Origin of the sequence: Bradyrhizobium sp. Tv2a-2 (assembly GCF_000472425.1) — a bacterium.
Classification (GTDB): Bacteria; Pseudomonadota; Alphaproteobacteria; order Rhizobiales; family Xanthobacteraceae; genus Bradyrhizobium.
Genome location: NZ_AXAI01000001.1, coordinates 443,677 through 464,040, shown reverse-complemented (window position 1 = coordinate 464,040; position 20,364 = coordinate 443,677). Strand labels below are relative to the sequence as shown.

Annotated in this window: 19 protein-coding genes; 16 read left to right on the top strand and 3 right to left on the bottom strand. The window is 62.2% G+C overall.

The genetic code is table 11. From position 1 onward, the window contains the following. The first annotated feature begins 167 nt into the window (after window positions 1-167). The 5 genes from A3AI_RS0102215 (at window position 168) to A3AI_RS0102190 (ending at window position 5,732) form a co-directional block, all read left to right on the top strand. Complete coding sequence (locus A3AI_RS0102215) at window positions 168-794, top strand: hypothetical protein (protein ID WP_024514005.1); 627 nt, start codon at window positions 168-170, stop codon at window positions 792-794. 126 nt (window positions 795-920) lie between these two features. Further along, complete coding sequence (locus A3AI_RS0102210) at window positions 921-1,535, top strand: hypothetical protein (protein WP_024514004.1); 615 nt, start codon at window positions 921-923, stop codon at window positions 1,533-1,535. Window positions 1,536-2,164: 629 nt separating this feature from the next. Continuing rightward, a complete protein-coding gene (locus A3AI_RS0102200) occupies window positions 2,165-4,369 on the top strand; it encodes an FUSC family protein (protein WP_036047286.1) in 2,205 nt (734 codons plus the stop codon). 14 nt (window positions 4,370-4,383) lie between these two features. Further along, window positions 4,384-4,596 carry a DUF1656 domain-containing protein gene (locus A3AI_RS0102195; RefSeq protein WP_024514002.1) on the top strand — a complete coding sequence of 71 codons (213 nt, stop codon included), beginning with the start codon at window positions 4,384-4,386 and terminating at the stop codon, window positions 4,594-4,596. Window positions 4,597-4,601: 5 nt separating this feature from the next. Continuing rightward, the gene (locus A3AI_RS0102190; protein WP_024514001.1) at window positions 4,602-5,732 is read left to right on the top strand and encodes an HlyD family secretion protein; all 1,131 of its coding nucleotides are present in this window, start codon (window positions 4,602-4,604) and stop codon (window positions 5,730-5,732) included. A gap of 271 nt (window positions 5,733-6,003) precedes the next feature. Here A3AI_RS0102190 and A3AI_RS0102185 read toward each other — a convergent pair whose 3' ends face one another. After that, window positions 6,004-7,140, bottom strand: coding sequence for an alpha-hydroxy acid oxidase (locus tag A3AI_RS0102185; RefSeq protein ID WP_024514000.1), 1,137 nt, complete (start codon window positions 7,138-7,140; stop codon window positions 6,004-6,006). Between the two features lie 95 nt (window positions 7,141-7,235). On the opposite strand from A3AI_RS0102185, the gene A3AI_RS42025 reads away from it, so the two are divergent. The 10 genes from A3AI_RS42025 to serA all read left to right on the top strand — a co-directional run bounded on the left by A3AI_RS42025 (window position 7,236) and on the right by serA (window position 17,087). Further along, window positions 7,236-7,421, top strand: coding sequence for a hypothetical protein (locus tag A3AI_RS42025; RefSeq protein ID WP_036047285.1), 186 nt, complete (start codon window positions 7,236-7,238; stop codon window positions 7,419-7,421). Window positions 7,422-7,614: 193 nt separating this feature from the next. Further along, the gene (glmM, locus tag A3AI_RS0102175; RefSeq protein WP_024513999.1) at window positions 7,615-8,961 is read left to right on the top strand and encodes a phosphoglucosamine mutase; all 1,347 of its coding nucleotides are present in this window, start codon (window positions 7,615-7,617) and stop codon (window positions 8,959-8,961) included. Between the two features lie 192 nt (window positions 8,962-9,153). Further along, window positions 9,154-10,407, top strand: coding sequence for an MFS transporter (locus tag A3AI_RS0102170; RefSeq protein ID WP_024513998.1), 1,254 nt, complete (start codon window positions 9,154-9,156; stop codon window positions 10,405-10,407). A 276-nt stretch (window positions 10,408-10,683) separates the two neighbouring features. After that, window positions 10,684-11,514, top strand: a complete 831-nt coding sequence (locus A3AI_RS0102165) for an outer membrane protein (RefSeq protein WP_024513997.1) — start codon at window positions 10,684-10,686, stop codon at window positions 11,512-11,514. A gap of 186 nt (window positions 11,515-11,700) precedes the next feature. Further along, complete coding sequence (locus A3AI_RS0102160) at window positions 11,701-12,516, top strand: outer membrane protein (protein WP_024513996.1); 816 nt, start codon at window positions 11,701-11,703, stop codon at window positions 12,514-12,516. Between the two features lie 85 nt (window positions 12,517-12,601). Further along, window positions 12,602-13,192 (top strand): glutathione S-transferase family protein, encoded by a 591-nt coding sequence (locus tag A3AI_RS0102155; protein WP_024513995.1) that lies wholly within the window; start codon window positions 12,602-12,604, stop codon window positions 13,190-13,192. A gap of 17 nt (window positions 13,193-13,209) precedes the next feature. Next, window positions 13,210-13,674 (top strand): GNAT family N-acetyltransferase, encoded by a 465-nt coding sequence (locus tag A3AI_RS0102150; RefSeq protein ID WP_024513994.1) that lies wholly within the window; start codon window positions 13,210-13,212, stop codon window positions 13,672-13,674. A gap of 103 nt (window positions 13,675-13,777) precedes the next feature. Continuing rightward, window positions 13,778-14,065, top strand: a complete 288-nt coding sequence (locus A3AI_RS0102145) for a hypothetical protein (protein WP_024513993.1) — start codon at window positions 13,778-13,780, stop codon at window positions 14,063-14,065. Window positions 14,066-14,187: 122 nt separating this feature from the next. Then, on the top strand, window positions 14,188-15,360 hold the full coding sequence (locus A3AI_RS0102140; protein WP_024513992.1) for a phosphoserine transaminase: 1,173 nt from the start codon (window positions 14,188-14,190) through the stop codon (window positions 15,358-15,360). Between the two features lie 137 nt (window positions 15,361-15,497). Continuing rightward, complete coding sequence (serA, locus tag A3AI_RS0102135) at window positions 15,498-17,087, top strand: phosphoglycerate dehydrogenase (RefSeq protein ID WP_024513991.1); 1,590 nt, start codon at window positions 15,498-15,500, stop codon at window positions 17,085-17,087. 29 nt (window positions 17,088-17,116) lie between these two features. Here the strand turns inward: serA and A3AI_RS0102130 are convergent, their stop codons facing one another. After that, entirely contained in the window at window positions 17,117-18,142 is a 1,026-nt protein-coding gene (locus A3AI_RS0102130; RefSeq protein WP_024513990.1) for an AraC family transcriptional regulator, read from the bottom strand. A gap of 227 nt (window positions 18,143-18,369) precedes the next feature. Between A3AI_RS0102130 and A3AI_RS0102125 the strand changes: the two genes are divergently transcribed. Continuing rightward, a complete protein-coding gene (locus A3AI_RS0102125) occupies window positions 18,370-18,999 on the top strand; it encodes a response regulator transcription factor (RefSeq protein ID WP_024513989.1) in 630 nt (209 codons plus the stop codon). 126 nt (window positions 19,000-19,125) lie between these two features. Here the strand turns inward: A3AI_RS0102125 and A3AI_RS0102120 are convergent, their stop codons facing one another. Further along, entirely contained in the window at window positions 19,126-20,094 is a 969-nt protein-coding gene (locus A3AI_RS0102120; RefSeq protein WP_036047282.1) for an MBL fold metallo-hydrolase, read from the bottom strand. Between the last annotated feature and the right edge of the window lie 270 nt (window positions 20,095-20,364).

Genomic DNA, 20,364 nt, shown 5'->3' with positions numbered 1-20,364 from the left:
TGTCTGTCACTGGAGCATGATCCGGACCCGGAGTGCCGCGTTAGCGCAGAGCGTGAAGTGGCTCTCCGAAAGCATCGTGCTCAATCGAAAACCTGAAGCGCGCCGGAGATTTAACCTCATCTCATCGCGTTTTAGCACAAAGCAAGCACCTGCCTGGAGATCTATACATGCTCTTGCGACGTTCAACTCTCACACGCCCGCTGATCGCCGTTGCGATGGTGGCTGGGTCCACCCTTTATGCCATCGCCCAGCAGGCGCCGACCCCCTCGCGCGTGCGCGGCACCCTCGAGGCGGTGAACGGCGACCTGCTGGACGTCAAGTCGCGCAGCGGCGAAGACGTCAAGCTGCACATGGGCAGCGACACCAAGATTTTCGGCATCACGAAGATCGCGCTCGCCGACGTCAAGGTCGGTTCTTTCATTGGAACCACCACGGTGCCGGGTCCTGACGGGACGCCCAAAGCGGTGGAGGTGCATGTGTTCCCGGAGGCCATGCGCGGCACCGGCGAGGGATCGCGGCCCTGGGATCTGCGCCCGAACTCGTCCATGACCAACGCCACCGTCTCCGAGAGCGTCGCCGGCGTCGACGGCCAGACGATCATGGTCAAGTACAAGGACGGCGAGAAGAAGGTCGTGATCTCGCAGGATACGCCGATCGTGACCTATGTGCCCGGCGACAAGGGCGACCTCAAGCCGGGCGCCAAGCTGATCGCCTTTGTCAAGAAGCTGCCCGACGGCTCCCTCGGCACCGACCGCATCAGCGTCGGCCGCGACGGCCTGACCCCGCCGATGTAACGAGCTTTACCCTCGCCCCTTCCGAGGGGCGAGGGCGCACGGTGCGGTTTGATTGTGACGGTGGAATAGCCTCGCCTCCGCGGGGTTTGCGAGTCGACCGTTACACCCTTGCCGGGAGATCAGCCCATGCCGAAAACCCTCACCGCCCTGCGCGTGCTCGCGGGCCTCGTCCTCTTCTCCAGCATCGCGGCCGCCCAGCAGGCGCCGACCGTGCGCATTCGCGGCACCATCGAGGCCGTCGATGGGCCCGTGCTGAGCATCAAGACGCGTGAAGGCAGTGACGTGAAGGTGAAGACGACCGACAATGTCGCGGTGTTCGGCGTGGCCAAGACCTCGCTATCGGAGATCAAGCCGGGATCCTATATCGGCGTCACCGCCATGCCCGAGCCCGACGGCATGCAGAAGGCCATCGCGGTGCACATCTTCCCGGAGAACCAGCGCGGCGCGGCCGAAGGTTTCCGGCCCTGGGATCTCCGCGCCAATTCGACCATGACCAACGCCACCGTCGCCGAGACGGTCGCGGGCACCGACGGCCAGCACATCGTGGTCAAATACAAGGACGGCGAGAAGAAGGTGCTGGTGCCGCCGGAGACGCCGATCGTCTCCTTCGTCGCCGGCGACAAGTCGGAGATGAAGCCGGGCGCCAAGGTCATCATCTTCGGCGCCAACAAGAAGGACGACGGCACGCTGGAAGCCAACCGCGTCAATGTCGGCCGCGACGGCATCACGCCGCCGATGTGACGGCGAGTCTTCCTCCTCCCCTTGGGAGACGGTGGCGCGCAGCGCCGGATGAGGGGTCTCTTTCCGCGGGCGAATCTCTCTTTGCCTAACTCGCGGAGACAGACCCCTCACCGGAGTGAGTCTGCATCTGCCGGCGGAGTTGCCCTCTCCGACGTTCCAGGAATGGCGCCGAGCCGTGACACCGCGGAATAGAGGCGCCTCAAAGCTCCGGCCCGGACCTCCTTCAGCTGATGTTGCTGCCATGGCCGGGCCGGAGTGACTTATCGGAGGACTGATCATGCCGGCACAAGTGCAATTCCAAGGCGCGTGGGGGTAGGCGGGCTCCCGTCACCCGCGCAAATGAGCGTGGCCGTCGGCATGTCGGCTTCGGGGGTGAAGCGGAAACCTTGTGCTCGATCACAGTATTACGGCTCATGACCCGAACGGACTTCCTTTGATTTAGGTCAAGACCACCCCAAAGCGTTTGCCGGTAACCCTATAATGGTCTCGACAGTTGCTTGGAGATCAATCTCATGCGCGCGGACCAGATGATGTCCCGACAGGTGATTGCTATTGGCGTCGATGCCAGCGACGGATCGGCGCGTTGATTGCTGACGCGGTCACGGCGGGGATACCGAAAACGGCCGTCGATGTTGAAGCTGCCAAGCGGCTTTACAATGATTTCAATCAGTGACCAGGGAGTATTGTCGGATCGGGTCAAGGCGGCAATCAAAACCGCCCTTGCCATGGTGCTTGCCTATGGCGTCGCCCTTTCCATGAACTGGGACAATGCTGATTGGGCCGCATTTTCCGTGGCGTTTTGCACCCTGTCGACGGTCGGAGAATCACTCAACAAGGGGCTATTGCGGTTATGCGGCACCTTTTTGGGGATCCTCGCGACCATCACCCTCATTGCTCTATTCCCGCAGGACCGCTGGCTGTTCCTGATTTTCATGAGCATCTTCACCGGCTTCTGCACCTATATGATGGCTGGCACTTCCCGATGGTATTTCTGGTACGTTGCCGGGTTCTCGGTGCCGCTCCTTGCACTTGCTGGCGGCTCCAACCCGCTCAATGATTTTCAGACAGTTATAACTCGTTTTGAGGAAACAGCGCTGGGCGTCGTGAGCTACAGCCTGGTCTGGCTCCTGATCTGGCCGACTAGTAGCCGTGAAGCCCTTGAGAACGCAGTACGTCAGTTCGTGGCCGGTCAGCGTCAACTCGCAGCGCACGATCTCACGCCGACAATAGGTGAAACGCGCGACGCGGGCCCAGACGCCCTCAGGCAACAGGCAACGCAAACACTAGCGCACCTTGGTGGTCTGCTCGACGGCGCGGAGGTCAGCAGCTACGAAGTATGGGAAGCCCGCCACGCCTGGCGAAGCCTGATCCATCAGCTTTTGCAACTGAGCAGCACATTTGAACGCCTGCGGCAGAGCTCTACGAAGCAGTTTAACCGCGAGCTGCTGATACCAGGGCTTCCAAAATTCGCTGCCGAGCTCGACCGCCGATTCTCTGAAATCGGATGCATGCTGGAAGGGCACCTGCCGGACCATGGGCCGTCTTCTGTGCCGTTGAACGTTGAAGAAAGTATCGGCTCGCTTTCGCCGTTCCACCGAGCAGCGCTCCTCCTCTATCGCAGTCAGCTCCAGGAAATCGACAAGCTTACGCGCGATCTCTTTGAGACGGTCGCCGACATCCGGAACTTCAGTCGCGCCAAGGTGGGTCCGGTCTACGAGAGGGTGTCGCTACTGTCATCAGCGCTCGATCCCGAGCGCCTCGCAAGCGTCGCGCGATGGTTCACGGGCCTGTGGCTGGCGTGGTTTATCGCGCTTTATGTGCCGGACATCCCCGATACGGTTGAGTTCATCGTTCTCACCAACACGCTCTCGATGGCGCTTTGCGTTATGCCGCAGGTGCCGATGGTGCGCGTGTTTTTGCCAGTTGCATTTGGCATCGCTCTTGGAGGCGCAATCTACGTCCTGGTGATGCCGCACCTCACGAGCTTCGTCGGCCTAGCGGTTGTGATTTTCGGAGCTGTCTTCCTGATCTGCTACCTGTTCCATCGGCCTACGCAGGCCGCGGGCAAGGCTGCGGCGCTTGGATTGTTTGTCATGACGTTGGGCGTCACCAACGAGCAGACCTACAACTTTCTCAATGTTGTGAACCTCGCGGTGGTCTTCCCGCTGATTTTTGCAGTATTGGCGGTCGCAACGCATTTCCCCATCTCATTCCGCGCTGAACGCGTGTTCCTCCGCCTGCTGGGCCGCTTCTTTGGCGCCTGCACGTATCTTGCGTCGACGCTGCAGTGGGACCCCACCAGCCGGCCGACGTGGTGGCAGCGTCTCAGGCGTGCGTGGCATCTCGGCGACCTGGCAAGAGTCCCGGGCAAACTCGCTATCTGGGGGAGTGCACTGCCCGCGGCCGCCTTGGGTCACTCTACGACCAAGCCGGTACTGGCGCTCGTCGAGAGCCTGCAGGCTCTTGCTTACCGCATGCAAGATCTTATTGAGACCCGCGCGCGAGAGCAATCGCAAGTGCTCGCGCGTGAATTGCTCTCCCAGCTGCGCGAGTGGCGGCTCGGGTTGCAGCATATCTTCGGCAATCTCTCGCAGCATCCCGAGGCTGCGGATTTTGGCGATTTTCGCGCGCGGCTTGATACGATGTTGGAGCAACTTGAAGCGCAGATCGAGAAAGCGGTCGCCGATGCAGACAGGGCGGGCATTTCGATACCAGAAAGTGAGAATTCAATTCGCCTGCTCGGCGCCTTTCGTGGGTTGTCCGAGGAGCTGGTGAATTTCGCGAAGCAGTCGGGTGAGATTGATTGGGCTTGCCTGCGTGAGGCCCGGTTCTGACGGAGTGGGTGTCGATGCATCTGATCCCGCACGAGCTACACATAGGGGAAGTTTTCTTCCCGCCGATACTGCTTGATGCCGCCTTGGGTCTCGTTGCTGCCTCGATTACGGCAGGTCTTTTGAATCGTTTCCGAGTGTCACGGTACTTCTATCATCCGTCGCTCGTGTTGATCGCGCTGGCCGTGATTTATACCGGCTTGCTCTCCATCTTTCTTTTTCCAGGGTGAGAGCTATGAAACCGATCATCAAGATCATCTCGACGGGCGCGATCGTGCTGGCGGCCCTTGGCATGATTGCCTACAAATACTTGGATTATATCAAATATCCTTGGACACGGGATGGCGTGGTGCGGGCACAGGTGATTCAGATCGTTCCGCGCCTATCCGGTCAGCTGGTTCGTGTACCGATCCGAAACAACCAGCTGGTGAAGCAAGGTGACCTTCTATTTGAAATCGACCCAAGTACGTTCCAATCGGACGTGAATTTGGCGCGTGCGCAATTCGACAACATGCGCGACATCATCAAGTCTCTTGCCGAACAGGTTGACGTAATGAGAGCCGCTGTCGAGCAAAGCGAAGCGGATCGCAACCAGGCGCGATTCGAGGTGGCGGGTTATGCCGCAAGCACGGAGAACGCGCGAGTCGAAATGGAACGCACCAAGATTCTGCTTGCGCAAGGGGTGACCGATCAGAGGGATTTCGACAACAAGAATACGACGTATCAGGACGACCTGGCTCAGTTGAACGGAGCCAAATCGCACGTGAACCAGATGACGGCTGACCTGGACCGATCGAAGGCCGGCCTGGCTCGTGCGATAGCCGATCTTGGTGCATTGGGAGAAGCCAACCCCAGGCTGCGCCGAGCTGAGGCGGACCTGAAGCTTGCCGAAGAGAACTTGAATTTCACCAAGGTGTGGGCGCCCTTGGATGGGTACATCACCAATCTGCAATTGCGAGTCGGAGATTCCGCGGTAGCCAATCAGCCGATAGTGGCCGTGATCGATCCCAATAGCTTCTACGTCGAGGCGTTTTTCCGTGAAACCTTTATCGGGAATTTTCAAAACGGAGATCGCGCGGTTGTCACGCTGATGAGCTATCCTGACATCCCGTTGCAAGGCAGGGTCGAGAGCATCGGCTGGGGGATTGCCCAGCAGAACGGCAGTACAGGCTTCCAGTTGTTGCCCTCCGTTCAGCCGACCTTCGAGTGGATCCGACTGGCGCAGCGCATACCGGTAATGGTGCGCCTCGAACAGGTTCCGGACACCGTCAAGTTGCGCGCCGGCACCACTGCCTCGGTGGTCGTCATCACCGGAACGAGCACGAATGCTGACCGAGTGCCACCAGTTCCCCGCCCATTGCAATGAAATGAGTAATTTCCGATCGTCCGGCCCGCCTCCTCAACAGTGTCTGGGCGATTGGCATCGCCATTCCGATGCATTTTCGCATAACATCGTCCAACGGTGTCTAGCGTTGCATAGACCGGACACCGACCGGACCCACGGCCCGGTTCTGAGCCGCTAACAGCCTGATCTAGCGGAATTTCGCCAAGGTCGTCACTTTGCAGAAAATCCCACAAGGGGCGAGGGCACAACAATGTGCACCGCGCTACGAGACGACGTCGTTCTTTGCCCGCTCTCACACCGCCAGCACGTGATCGTCGATCTCGGCGATGGTGTTGACGCCGCACAGGCCCATCGTGGTCAAGAGCTCCTTGCGGATGATGTCGATCGCCTTTTCGACGCCGGCCTGGCCGCCGGCGCCAAGGCCGTAAGTATAGGCGCGGCCGATCATGCAGGATTTGGCACCGAGCGCTAGCGCGCGCATCACGTCCTGCCCTGAGCGGATGCCGCCGTCGAACATGATCTCCATCCGGGAGCCGACGGCATCGACGATCTCCGGCAGCACCTCGATCGACGACGGCGCGCCGTCGAGCTGGCGGCCGCCATGGTTGGAGACGACGATAGCCTGCGCGCCGACCTTGGCGGCTTCCTCGGCATCCTCGACGTCGAGAATGCCCTTGATGATCAGTTTGCCCGGCCAGATCTTGCGGATCCAGTCGAGGTCCTTCCAGCTCAGCGAAGTGTCGAATTGCGACGCGGTCCATTCCGAGAGCTTGTCGAGATTCTCGGTGTTTTTGACATGGCCAGCGATGTTGCCGAAGGTGCGGCGCTTGCCCTGCAGGACGCCCGCGACCCAGGCCGGCTTGCTGGCGAAATCCAAGAGTTTCGACAGCGACCATTCCGGCGGCACGGTCATGCCGTTCTTGATGTCGGCATGGCGCTGGCCGATCACCTGCAGGTCGACGGTCAGGACCAGTGCGCTGCATTTGGCTGCGATCGCGCGTTCGATCAGCTCCCTGATGAAGCCGCGGTCCTTCATCACATAAAGCTGGAACCAGAACGGCTTCGATACGCTGGCGGCGATATCCTCGATCGAGCAGATCGACATCGTGCTTTGCGTGAAGGGGATACCGGCGGCTTGCGCCGCGCGACAGGCAAGGATCTCGCCATCGCCATGCTGCATGCCCAGGAGCCCGACCGGTGCCAGGATCAGCGGCATCGCGGAGGGCTCGCCGAGGATCGTGGTCGCGGTGTCGCGCTTGGAGACGTCGACCAGGATGCGCTGGCGGAATTTGATCTGCTGCAGATCCTCGCGGTTGGCGCGCAGCGTCTCCTCGGCATAGGAGCCGCGGTCCGCATAATCGAAAAAGGCTTTCGGCACCCGCCGCTTGTGCAGCAGGCGAAGATCCTCGATGCAGGTGATGTGCTTCATGAACGTTCCCGGCCCTCAAAAACCGTCTTGTAATTCCGACGCGCGTTGTCATCTAGCATGGTTGAGGCCGGTGCCAAATCGACGAACCGGCGTGCATGGAGGGCATGATGACCGGGTCTGGTTCCAAGCCCAAGCGAGAGGATAAGCACGGGCACAAGCCCGCCGGTGACGACGAAAAGCAGCGTCTGGACGAGGCGTTAAACGAGGGGCTGGAGGAGACCTTCCCGGCCTCCGATCCCGTGAGCGTAGCTCAACCGCTGGAACCACGGCGCAAAGGCTAGCCCGCCGGATCTCCGCAAACCTTAACGTTGACAAGACCTTAACGGGTGCGTCGCGCGGCCCCTCCCCCGTAATGATTAATCATATTTTTTGAAGCCATTTTAGCGGCGAAGCCATTATAACACCCCGAATTAGTGGGATTAGGGCACGCTCGCAAGTTGTGCGAGTATCGACGGCGCACTACTGGGGGTCTTAATGAGCCGCAACTATTTCGGTACCGATGGCATTCGTGGACGCGCCAACGGCCTGATCACGCCGGAGCTGGCGCTCAAGGTCGGTCAGGCCGCGGGGCTCGTGTTTCAGCGCGGCGAGCATCGCCACCGCGTCGTCATCGGCAAGGATACGCGGCTATCCGGCTACATGATCGAATACGCCATGGTCGCGGGCTTCACCTCGGTCGGCATGGACGTGCTCCTGGTCGGTCCGATGCCGACGCCCGCGGTCGCCATGCTCACCAAGTCCATGCGCGCCGATCTCGGCGTGATGATCTCCGCCTCCCACAATCTGTTCGAGGACAACGGCATCAAGCTGTTCGGTCCGCAGGGCTTCAAGCTCTCCGACGATGTCGAGCGTCAAATCGAGCGGCTGCTCGGCGAATCCCTCGACAAGCGCCTGGCGCAAAGCGCGAGCCTTGGGCGCGCCCGCCGCATCGACGGCGTGCACGACCGCTACATCGAATTCGCAAAGCGCACTTTGCCGCGCGACCTCTCGCTCGACGGCCTGCGCGTGGTGGTCGATTGCGCCAACGGTGCCGCTTACAAGGTGGTGCCGGAAGCGCTGTGGGAGCTGGGCGCCGACGTGATCTCCATCGGCGTCGAGCCTGACGGGTTCAACATCAACAAGGAATGCGGCTCGACCTCGCCGGAGGCGCTGGCACGCAAGGTGCGCGAGATGCGCGGCGACATCGGCATTGCGCTCGACGGTGACGCGGACCGCGTCATCCTGGTCGACGAGCGCGGCCATATCGTCGATGGCGACCAGCTGCTCGCCGTGATCGCGCAGAGCTGGAAGGAAGACGGACGCCTTTCGCAGCCCGGCATTGTCGCGACCGTGATGTCCAATCTCGGACTCGAGCGCTTCCTGAAGGAGCAGGGGCTCGAAGTCGTGCGCACCCCGGTCGGCGACCGCTATGTGCTCGAGCAGATGCTCGCGCGTGGCTATAATCTCGGTGGCGAACCCTCCGGGCACATCATCCTGTCGGACTACGCGACGACCGGCGACGGCTTTGTCGCGGCGCTGCAGGTCCTCGCCGTGGTGCAGAGGCTGCGTCGCCCGGTCTCGGAAGTCTGCCATCGCTTCGATCCGCTGCCGCAGATCCTCAAGAACGTGCGCTACCGCAGCGGCAAGCCGCTCGACAATGCCGAGGTCAAGTCGGCCATCACCGATGGCGAACAGCGACTCAACGGCCATGGCCGCCTGCTGGTGCGCTCCTCCGGCACCGAGCCCGTGATCCGGGTGATGGGCGAGGGCGACGACCGCATCCTGGTCGAGGAAGTCGTCGACACCATCGTCTCAGCGCTGGGCCAGGTGGCTGCCGCCTGAGGCTGGTCTCCGATCGAGCCGCATTCTCCTTCGCTCCCGACGAGGAGAGGCGGGAGATCCTGGTCTTGCTGGACAAGCGCGCGGGAACCGCGGTTGCATCGCAGCCATCGGCTATTGGCGGTGGTCGTGCGTGCGTCCCCCCTGTAGGAACGACGCATTGATTCCATCCGAATTTTCCCCGGGAAGTCCGCATTGAACAAGGCAGTCGTCGTATCGCAGGAAGCGCCGACCGAGCAGGTCGTCGTCAAGGACGCCGCGCCGTCGTTGGCCGCGAAGGCGGCTGGTCCCGCATACGTCGTGCTTGCCGGCATCAGCTTCTCGCATTTCCTCAACGACACCATGCAGTCGTTGATCGCGTCGGTGTATCCGATCCTGAAGGACAATTACGCGCTGGACTTCGCGCAGATCGGGCTGATCACGCTGGCCTTCCAGTTCACCGCCTCGCTGTTGCAGCCGGTGGTCGGGCATTTCACCGACAAGAAGGCACAGCCGTTCTCGCTGTCGGTTGGCATGGCCTCGACCTTCTTCGGATTGCTGCTGCTCTCGGTCGCGCACCGGTATCTGGTCATTCTGGTCGCGGCCGCGATGGTCGGGCTGGGATCTGCGGTGTTTCACCCGGAGTCCGCGCGCATCGCGCGGCTGGCGTCGGGTGGCCGCTACGGCTTTGCGCAATCGGTGTTCCAGCTCGGCGGCAGTTTCGGCACCGCGATGGGGCCGGTGCTCGCGGCGCTCATCGTCGTGCCGTTCGGGCAGGGCAGTATCGCCTGGTTCTCCTCGATCGCCTTTATCGCGATCGTGCTCCTGTGGCGGATCGGGCTCTGGTACAAGCCGCAGATCACGGCGCGGAAGATGGCGCCGATCGCCAGGGACCCGCATGCGCCGAGCGGCCGTCGCGTGCTCGTTGCGCTCGGCGTGCTGGTGATGCTGTTGTTCTCCAAGCAGCTCTATATCTCGAGCCTGTCCAGCTATTACATCTTCTATCTGATCGACAAGTTCGGCGTCTCGACCCAGGCCGCGCAGATCTATCTCTTCATCTTCCTTGCGGCGAATGCGGTCGGGGCCTTCTTCGGCGGCCCGCTCGGCGACCGTTTCGGCCGCAAGATCGTGATCTGGATTTCGATCGTCGGCGCGCTGCCATTCACGCTGGCCCTACCTTATGCGGGGCTTGCCGGAAGCGCGGTACTGAGCGTGATCATCGGCCTGATCATCTCGTCGACGACGCCCTCCATCATCGTGTTCGCGCAGGAGCTGGTGCCGCATCGCTTCGGCATGATCTCGGGCGTGTTCTTCGGCGTCGCCTTCGGCATCGGCGGACTCGGTGCGGCCGTGCTGGGCAAGGTCGCCGACCACACGTCGATCGCTTTCGTTTATCAGCTCTGCTCCTTCCTGCCGGCGATCGGGCTGCTTGCGGTGTTCCTGCCAAAGATGCCGCAGCACGCGCGCTGACGCGCGAAGTAGCCAATGGCGAGCAGCGAACAGGGCGTAGCGAATAGAACAGCACTCGTCCTTTTCGCCATACGCTATTCGCTCGCCTCGTAAACCAATCGTTGGCATTTGCGGCGGCTTGCGCCACGTTGGCCGCGGTTTCCGCACCTGCAGTCAGAGATCATCAACCTTAATAATTAGGGTTAAGTGCCGCTTAAGCTTTTGCTGGCATCGTCCAGCCGTGGATTTTTTACGTGGGGCTTCGTGTCTGCCTCACCGGCTAAAAGGACGAAGCCAATGCGTTGCGTTAAGTCACTGCTCGCCGCCGGAGCGGCGTCAATATTGTCCACCGCGGCGCTTGCCGCCGACCTGCCGATTGCGGCGCCTCCGATGTACGCGCCGCCGCCACCGGCCGAATTCTCCGGTTGGTACCTGCGCGGCGATATCGGCATGACCAACCAGCGCATCAAGTCGCTCGACAACCCCGATCCGAACGCCGCGCTATTCACGTCCGCTGGGATCGGCTTTGACTCGTCGATGCTGTGGGACATCGGCGTCGGTTATCAGTTCAACAACTGGTTTCGCGTCGACGTCATCGGCCAGTATCGCGGCCGCGCCAACTTCCACGGCTCGCAATTTACCGATGCTTTCGTGGGTTCAGCGCTGGCTGACAACTACTCGGGCTCCAAGTCTGAAACGGTCATCATGGCCAACGGCTATTTCGACCTCGGCACCTGGTGGTGCGTGACGCCGTTCATCGGCGGCGGCATTGGTGCTTCCTACAATCGGATCTCCGGCTTCCAAGATAACGGGATCGGCACCACCTTTGGCGTGGCCCTTCCGCCTAGCGTTGTGTACGCCTCTGACAACGGCAAGTGGAATTTCGCCTGGGCGCTGCATGCCGGCCTCGGCTACAGGGTCACGCCGGACGTGACCATCGAACTTGCCTATAGCTACATGAATCTCGGCGACGCGGTCACCGGCACCAACTCCAACTACGCCGGTACCGCGACCCCGCAATTCCCCTGGACGATGAGGAACATCACGTCGAACGACCTCAAGCTCGGCGTGCGCTGGGATCTCGATACTCTGCCGCCCCCGCCGCCGCCGCTCATTCGCAAGGGCTGATTTCGTTTTTCCCCTGTTAGGAATCGTTAACGGCGCGGGACCCTCCCGCGCCGTCTTTCTTTTCCGAGGCGCAGCGACTGTGGCGACGATGCGAAGAACTTGCGGCGAGGGGGCGGCCGACAACCATTGGTTAAGGTTAACAGGCGATGATCGTAGCCACAGTGAGTTTTGATTTGGAGCGTTGCGATGCGTAGGCTTTTGCTGGCGGCGGTGATGTGCGGGGCGATGACCGCGGCGAATGCTGCCGATCTTCCCATCCTCCGCGGCGGCTTCACCGACGGGCTTTCCACGTCGAGCGTGAACTGGGAAGGCTTCTATATCGGCGGCCAAGCCGGCTACGGCTCGTCGGACGAGAATTTCACCGGCTCCAATGCGAACATGATCGCCGCACTGCTCGACCACAATGTGATCCAGGAGATGCAGGTGTCATCCTGGAATCTCGGCATGGGAAAGGTGTCGGCACGCGCCCCGGGCTATGGCGCTTTCACCGGATATAATTGGCAGTGGGACGATGTGGTCGTCGGCGTCGAGGCGAGCTGGCTGCACGGCTCGTTCGGAGGCACCTCGAGTGCGAGCAAGGAACTCGTCAGCGGCGCCGCGCTGTCCGACCGCTTCTTTCATGATGTCGCGGTGACTTCATCGTCATCGATTTCGATTTCGGACATGGCGACGTTCCGCGGTCGCGCGGCCTACGCCTGGGGCTGTTTCCTGCCATATATGTTTGGCGGATTTGCGCTTGGCAATGCTGACATCACCCACGCCGTCGTCATCAACGACGCCGTCGCCACCACCATATCCGGCCCCTTCACTCCGCTGCAGCCATTGCAAGCAACGGATGCCCAGCACAACCACCTGATCTACGGCTACACCGCCGGCCTGGGCGTCGACATCAATATCGTGGGCGGCTTGTTCGCGCGTGCGGAGTGGGAGTATGTCCGCTTCACCGCCAGCGTCGATACCAGCATCAATACGGTGCGCGCCGGTCTCGGTTACAAGTTCTGAGCCCAGGCCCGCCGCCTCGTGCTATCGCGATTGACAGCTTTGCCTTTGCCTGTTGCTCTGTCGCCTCTCGGCAGCAGGTGGCGACATGAAGATTCTCGGCGACAGCAATTCTGGCAACTGCCTGAAGGTGAAGTGGGTGTCCGATTATCTCGGCCTGCGCTACGGCTGGGTCGAGGTCGACACGCTGCGCGGCGGCAGCCGGACGCCTGAATTCCTCGAGCTCAATCCGTTCGGGCAGGTGCCGGCGGTGGATTTCGAGGACGGCCGAACACTGGCCCAATCCAACGCCATCATCCGCTATCTCGCGCGCGACAGCGATCTCGTTCCCAAGGATGCGTTTGCTGCCGCGCGGATGGACGCCTGGCTGTTCTGGGAGCAGTACAGCCATGTGCCCTATGTGGCGGTGTGCCGTTTCCAGATGGTCTATCTCGGCAAGCGGCAGAGCGAGCTCGATCCGAACCTCGTGAAGCGCGGCTATGCCGCGCTGGATCAGCTCGAGCAGCAGCTCGCGCGCACGCACCATCTCCTGGGCGACGCCTTCTCGCTTGCGGATGTCGCGCTGCTTGCCTACACGCGCCTTGCGCATCAGGGCGGTTTCGATATGGCGCGCTATGGTGCTGTCAGGCGCTGGATCGCTGACAGCGAACGTGTGCTGAAGCTTGCGCCGGTGCGCTGAGGGAAAGTTGGAAGATCATGACCGCAAACGCCATCACCATCCGCCGCGCCCGCCGCGAGGACGTTGACAAGATCGTCGCGATGCTCGCGGACGATGCGCTCGGGAAGACGCGCGAGAGGATCGAGGCGCCGTTGCCGGACAGCTATTTCCAGGCCTTTGCGCGGGTCGATGCCGATCCGAACATCACGCTCGTAGTCGCGGAGGAGGCGAGTGTGGTGGTCGGCTGCCTGCAGCTCTGCATCCTGCCGGGCCTAAGCTCGCAAGGTGCTTCCCGCGGGCTGATCGAGGACGTTCGTGTCGATGGCAGCCGCCGCAGCCGCGGCATCGGCGAGCAGCTGGTGCGCTGGGCCGTCGGTGAGGCGCGTGCACAAGGCTGCAAGCTGGTCGAACTTCTAACCCACCAAACCCGCGTCGACGCCCAGCGCTTCTACGAGCGGCTCGGCTTTGCGCGCAGTCACATCGGCATGACGATCAGGTTTTAGAGGACGGCGGAATTTGTTGAGTGATTGCCTCCGCGAGGTTGTCCACCTCTCTCTTCGGGAGAGGTGAAACCGGAGTTCGCGGCTGCCTTGGAGAACCGAAGCGATGTCGTCGATCCATCCTTTGACGGCGCTGGCCGTCGTGCTCGCCACGGCCGCGACTGATGCGGTCTATGTGATGTTCACGTCCTCGGTCGTGGCGCGCAAGCGCGTTCCGGCGGCGACCTGGAGCAGCATCTGGTATCTGCTCTCGTCCTTTGCGGTGATCAGCTACACGGAAAACTGGATCTATGTGCTGTTCGCAGCGGTCGGTTCCTGGATCGGCGCCTTTGCCTCGATGACGTTCCTGCACCGGCCGGGCGGCGCGACGCCGCCTGGGGCTCCGCCGGAATGATCGCCGCGGATCAATCGCGCGTGAGGAGCGCGAAGTTTCTTGACGATATCAGGCGATTCCCGTAACACCCGCGGCGGGACACCTCCCCCCAACGGGAGGCTTACTATCTGGAAGGGTAGATCATGACTGCAGCGAAGCCCGCTCAGCGGCCGTCCGTGCCGCATTTTTCATCCGGCCCCTGCGCCAAGCGCCCCGGCTGGACCCCCCAAAATCTCAAGGACGCAGCGCTCGGCCGCTCGCATCGTGCCAAGATCGGCAAAAACAAACTCAAGCTTGCGATCGATCTGACCCGTGAAGTGCTGGAAGTGCCGGCCGACTATCGCATCGGCATCGTGCCGGCGTCCGATACCGGCGCCGTCGAAATGTCGCTGTGGTCGCTGCTCGGCGCGCGGCCCGTCACTATGATCGCCTGGGAATCCTTCGGCGAGGGCTGGGTTTCCGACGTCGTCAAGGAGCTGAAGCTCAAGGACGTCACCAAGCTGACCGCGGGTTACGGCGAACTCCCCGATCTCTCCAAGGTCGATCCCGCAAGCGACATCGTCTTCACCTGGAACGGCACCACCTCGGGCGTGCGTGTGCCCAGTGCCGACTGGATCAGGGCGGACCGTCAGGGCCTGACCATTTGCGACGCCACGTCGGCTGCGTTCGCGCAACCGCTCGATTGGGCCAAGCTCGACGTCGTCACCTTCTCCTGGCAGAAGGCGCTGGGCGGCGAGGCCGCGCATGGCATGCTCGTGCTTTCCCCTCGCGCGGTGGAGCGGCTCGAGACCTACAAGCCGGCCTGGCCGCTGCCGAAGATCTTCCGCATGACCAAGGGCGGCAAGATCAACGAGGGCATCTTCGTCGGCGAGACCATCAACACGCCGTCGATGCTGTGCGTCGAGGACTATCTCGATGCGCTGAACTGGGGCAAGTCGATCGGCGGCCTGAAGGCGCTGATCGGCCGCGCCGATGCCAACACCAAGGTGATCGCCGACTGGGTGGCGAAGACGCCGTGGATCGATTTCCTGGCCAAGGACGTATCGATCCGCTCCAATACCTCGGTGTGTCTGAAGTTCACCGATGCCGCGATCACCTCGCTGAACGGCGACGCGCAGTCGGATTTCGTCAAGAAGCTGGTTGCCATGGTCGAGAAGGAAGCCGCGGGCTTCGACTTCGCCCATTACCGCGATGCGCCGGCGGGCCTGCGCATCTGGTGCGGCGCCACCGTTGAAGCAGCCGACGTTGCGCTGCTCACGCAGTGGATCGACTGGGCCTTTGTCGAAGCCAAGGCGCAGCTGGCGAAGGCTGCTTGAAGACAGCGTATCGAGGCCGCAGGTAAGGCGGCCTCGAGAGCGTTATTTCCAGTCATCATCGAACAAAGGTGAACCTGCGGGCGAGGCACGCAGGGCGCGACGTCAATCAAACGCATCGTCCACTGACGGATCACACCATGTCCAAACCCAAAGTTCTCATTTCCGACGCTCTGTCTCCCGCCGCCGTGCAGATCTTCAAAGACCGTGGCGTCGAGGTCGACTTCCAGCCCAATCTCGGCAAGGACAAGGACAAGCTTGCCGAGATCATCGGCGACTATGACGGCCTTGCCATCCGCTCCGCCACCAAGGCGACCGCCAAGATCATCGAGCGCGCCAAGCGGCTCAAGGTGATCGGCCGCGCCGGCATCGGTGTCGACAATGTCGAGATTCCGGCCGCGACCGCCAAGGGCATCATCGTGATGAACACGCCGTTCGGCAATTCCATCACGACCGCCGAGCATGCGGTTACTCTCATGCTGGCGCTGGCGCGCGAGATCCCGCAGGCCGACGCGTCCACACAAGCCGGCAAGTGGGAGAAGAACCGCTTCATGGGCGTCGAGATCACCGGCAAGGTGCTCGGCGTCATCGGCTGCGGCAATATCGGCTCCATCGTTTGCGATCGTGCGCAGGGCCTGCGCATGCGGGTGATCGGTTTCGACCCGTTCCTGTCGCCGGAGCGCGCCAAGGATATCGGCGTGGAGAAGGTCGAGCTTGACGAGCTGTTCAGGCGCGCCGATTTCATCACCCTGCACACCCCGCTCACCGAGAAGACGAAGAATATCATCGACGCATCGGCGATTGCGAAGATGAAGAAGGGCGTGCGCATCATCAACTGTGCCCGCGGCGGCCTGGTCGACGAGCAGGCGCTGGTCGATGCGCTCAACTCCAAGCATGTGGCGGGCGCGGCGTTCGACGTGTTCGTCGACGAGCCCGCGACCAAGAACGTGCTGTTCGGCCACCCCAACGTGATCTGCACGCCGCATCTCGGCGCCTCCACCAACGAGGCGCAGGAGAACGTCGCGCTGCAGATCGCAGAGCAGATGTCGGACTACCTGCTCTCGGGCGCCATCTCCAACGCCATCAACTTCCCCTCGATCACGGCGGAAGAAGCACCGAAGCTGAAGCCGTTCATCGGGCTTGCGGAGAAGCTCGGCTCCTTCGCGGGCCAGCTCACCGAGACCGGTATCAACAAGGTGCAGATCACCTATGAGGGCCATGTCGCGGAGATGAAGATCAAGGCGCTGACCTCGGCGGTGCTGTCCGGTCTGTTGCGACCTATGCTGGGCGAGGTCAACGTCGTCTCCGCGCCGGTCGTCGCGAAAGAGCGCGGCATGGTGGTGGACGAGGTGGTGCGCGCAGCCCAGAGCGACTATGAAAGCCTGATCACCGTCACCGTCGCCACCGAGCGGCAGGAGCGCTCGGTGTCGGGCACGGTCTATCACGACGGCAAGCCGCGCCTCGTCGACGTCAAGGGCATCCGGGTCGACGCCGAGTTCGGCAAGTCGATGATCTACATCACCAACGAGGACAAGCCGGGCTTCATCGGCAGGTTCGCAAGCCTTCTCGGTGACGCCAAGATCAACATTGCGACCTTCCATCTCGGCCGCGTTGCGCCCGGCAGCGACGCCATCGCGCTGGTCGAGGTCGACGGGCCGGTGCCGCCCGACCTGCTGGCCAAGGTGCAGGCGCTGCCGCAGGTCAAGCAGGCCAAAGTGCTGGTCTTCTGATAATCTGAGAGGCGCTGGCGTTCGACCGGTCAGGAGGAGCCACCGCCCGCAAGCGCGAGCGGCTCCGCCGGCCGATGCTCCTTGCGCCATTGCGTGATGCTGCAACCAAAACGTCGGCGAAACCAGCGCGCCATGGCGCTCTGGGCGGAGAAGCCGAGCCGCTCGGCGACGTCCGCGATCGGCGTGGCGGGATTTTCAATCAGCCGCGCGGCAAGCTCGGCGCGCTCGGTATCGACGATCTCGGAAAAGGTCGTGCCGCACTCGGCAAGGCGGCGGTGAATGGTTCGGCGGTCACAGGCGAGGTGCTCGGCGACACGCTCGATCCGGCAGTCGCCGCCGGACAACAGCTCGCGAACCAGTCCGCCCACTTTGGCATCCCAGCGATCGCGCCTCGCATAGAGCGCATCGACACGGCGTTGCACATAACGGGCGAGATCGGGATCGGCGTGCGGGACAGGCTGCTCCATGTCACTGGCGGCGAACACCACGCCGTCGATATCGCGATCGAAGAACACCTCGCAGCCGAAGAACTGGAGGTGAAATTTCCGATCGGCCGGCGGCGAATGCATCAGATGTACCTCCAGCGGCCGCCAGTCGGGTCCGTGCAGCGAGCGGATGACCTGATGCAGCGTCGCGACGACCGCTTCGGTCGCCTGACGCTCGGCGCGGCCGGGGAGCACCGGCGTAACGATCACGGTATTGTCGTGCCGCTCGATCGTCAGCCGCATACCGTCGTGATGGATGGGCAGGAAGCGGGACAGCGTCTCCAGCGCTTTGCCGACCGTCGGTTGCTCGCGGACGATGAGCGCTACGGGACCAAGATCGGCGAGGCCGCCACGCCCGGCCATCCTGAGGCCGAAGCTTTCGACACCCGATTCGGCTGCGGAGATCTCCAGGAGCCGACGTACGTTGGTAACGGCGAGGCGCAGGTCCGGACGCTCGATCGCGGTCAGCGGCAGCTTCGCTTTTCGGAGCATGGCCAGGGGATCAACGCCGACGGACCGAGCAATCTCGGCAAAATGCGTCAAGCAGCCGCTGCGAATCAGATGGGTCATTCGCGCATCCGAAAGCTCTGTCCCGAAATGTAAAAATTTTGTCCCGCCCGGTCAAATCCGGCGGAAGTTTCGGGTGTAGGGATTTCCGAACCGTCGGTGAAATGTGCGCGGTCAAGCGGGTGGTTCGTTCGAGACCCAGATAGGCCGGCGGCTTCTTTTGCAAATCAACTGAGGGCGATCGCCGATCTCAAACCGGTGATCGCCGGTATTTTTAGCTGGATTGAACGATGTCCGGAACGATCATTTCCAGAGGCGAAGTCTATGTCGTCGACGACGACGCAGCCACGCGCGAAGCCCTGTCGCGCGCGTTGCGGGATGCCGGGTACGAGGTGATCCATTTTGCCGACGGCGCCGCACTGTTGACGGAGACCAGGGTCCGCACGCCCGCCTGCATCTTTCTCGACGCCCATGTCGAGGGCAGGCCGCTCGAGCTCCTGAAGAAGCTTCGCATCGAGGATTGCCCCGCACCGATCTTCGTTGCCTCGGCGCAAGCCAATATCCCGCTGGCGGTCGATGCGATAAAAAGCGGCGCCTTCGACTTCGTCAAGAAGCCGTTCTGTGTCAGCGAAATCGTTGCCCGCGTCGATGCAGCGATCGGCGCCCAGATCCATATCGAGAGCCTGGAGGGCATCAAGCAGATCTCGCGGCGCCTGTCGGGCGAGGTCCGCCTCACCAAACGCGAGCGCGATGTGTTTGCGTTCATCGCCATGGGCAAGACCAACAAGGAAACGGCGCGTGAGCTGGGCTTGAGCGCGCGCACCGTCGAAGGTTACCGCGCGACGATCATGCGCAAGGTCGGCGCCAGGAGCGCGACCGATCTCGTGCGCCGCGTGCTCGACAACGGCCGAGGCGACTGAACGCGCGCTGTCGGGCCGCGAGGTGGCGGACTGGTGGAGCTGCCTTCTCCCACGAGGGGCGAGGGCACAACGATTGGCAGCGGGACACCGCGTTTCGGATTTTGCCAGAAAACCTGAGAGCTTGTGTCACACGCCCTCGTAGACGAGCCGCGTGAAAAAGCCGGGATCGATCAGGAACTGACCCCATTTCGCATCGAAGGCGGCGGTCGGTTTGGCGGCGACCGTCTCGTCGCGCGATTTTCCCTGGCCCTTCAGCTTGGCGACATTGTCGCGAATGGCGGCAAGCATGTCGCGATAGTCCTTCATCTCGGCCTTGTTGCTGACTGGCTGTCCGTGGCCGGGAATGATGATCGTATCGTTGCCGGCCATTGCCAGACAGGCGTCGCAGGCGGCGATGGTGCCGTTGATACTGCCGCCGGTGGAATAGTCGATGAACGGATAGATGCCGTTCCAGTAGATGTCGCCGACATGCAGGACGTTAGCCTCGGCGAAGGTGGCAGAGATGTCGCCGTCGGTGTGCGCCGGTCCATGATACTTCAGGTCGATCGTAGCACCATCGAGCTTCAGCTGATGCTCCCTGGCAAACACCTCGCTCGGAAGGGCGGCGCTCGGGGAGGGCAGGAAATTATAGTCCCAGTCCTCGACACGCTGGATGCCGGAAAGGTGCTTCTGGGTATTCTCGTGGGCGATGATCTTGGCGCCAGCCGAATGCACCCATTCGTTGCCATCGGCGTGATCGAAGTGCCAATGCGTATTGACCAGATGCGTGATCGGCTCGTTGCCGAGCCCGTCCAGTGCCTTTGTCAGTTGCGGACGCGATACCGCGATCCCGGCATCGATCAGCACCTTGCCGTCGCTGCCGGTCAGCACGGCGATGTTGCCGCCCGATCCCTCGAGTACGCTGATGTCGTTGCGCAAGCGGTGCGTCTTGATCTGCGCAGTTGCCGCGCTGTCCTTGATCAGGCTGACAATGCCGCGCGCTTCGGCAAAGACCTCGCGCGGCGTCAACCAGCCAGTGACGGCAGAAGCTGCGCCACCGATGCAGCACAGGCAGAAATGGCGGCGCGACAGCAGACTTTTCCCAGACATATCCATGGCATCCTCGCTGTTCGGCTGGAGGCTTCGTCAAGCCCGGCAAATTCAAGTTGGCCGCAGTGTAGCGCGATTGGTTGAAGGTCGTAAGATTAATGGACGTCGCAGCCGCGAACTGCTGCTCTTACCTCGCCCCGCTTGCGCGCGGAGGTCGGATCGCATCGAAGATGCGATGCGGGTGAGGAGGATTCTCCCCGCGCTCGGTCACTTGCGAATTTGCGGGCACAACCCCTCACCCTGACCTCTCCCTGCGAAGAGCGGGGAGAGCGACAC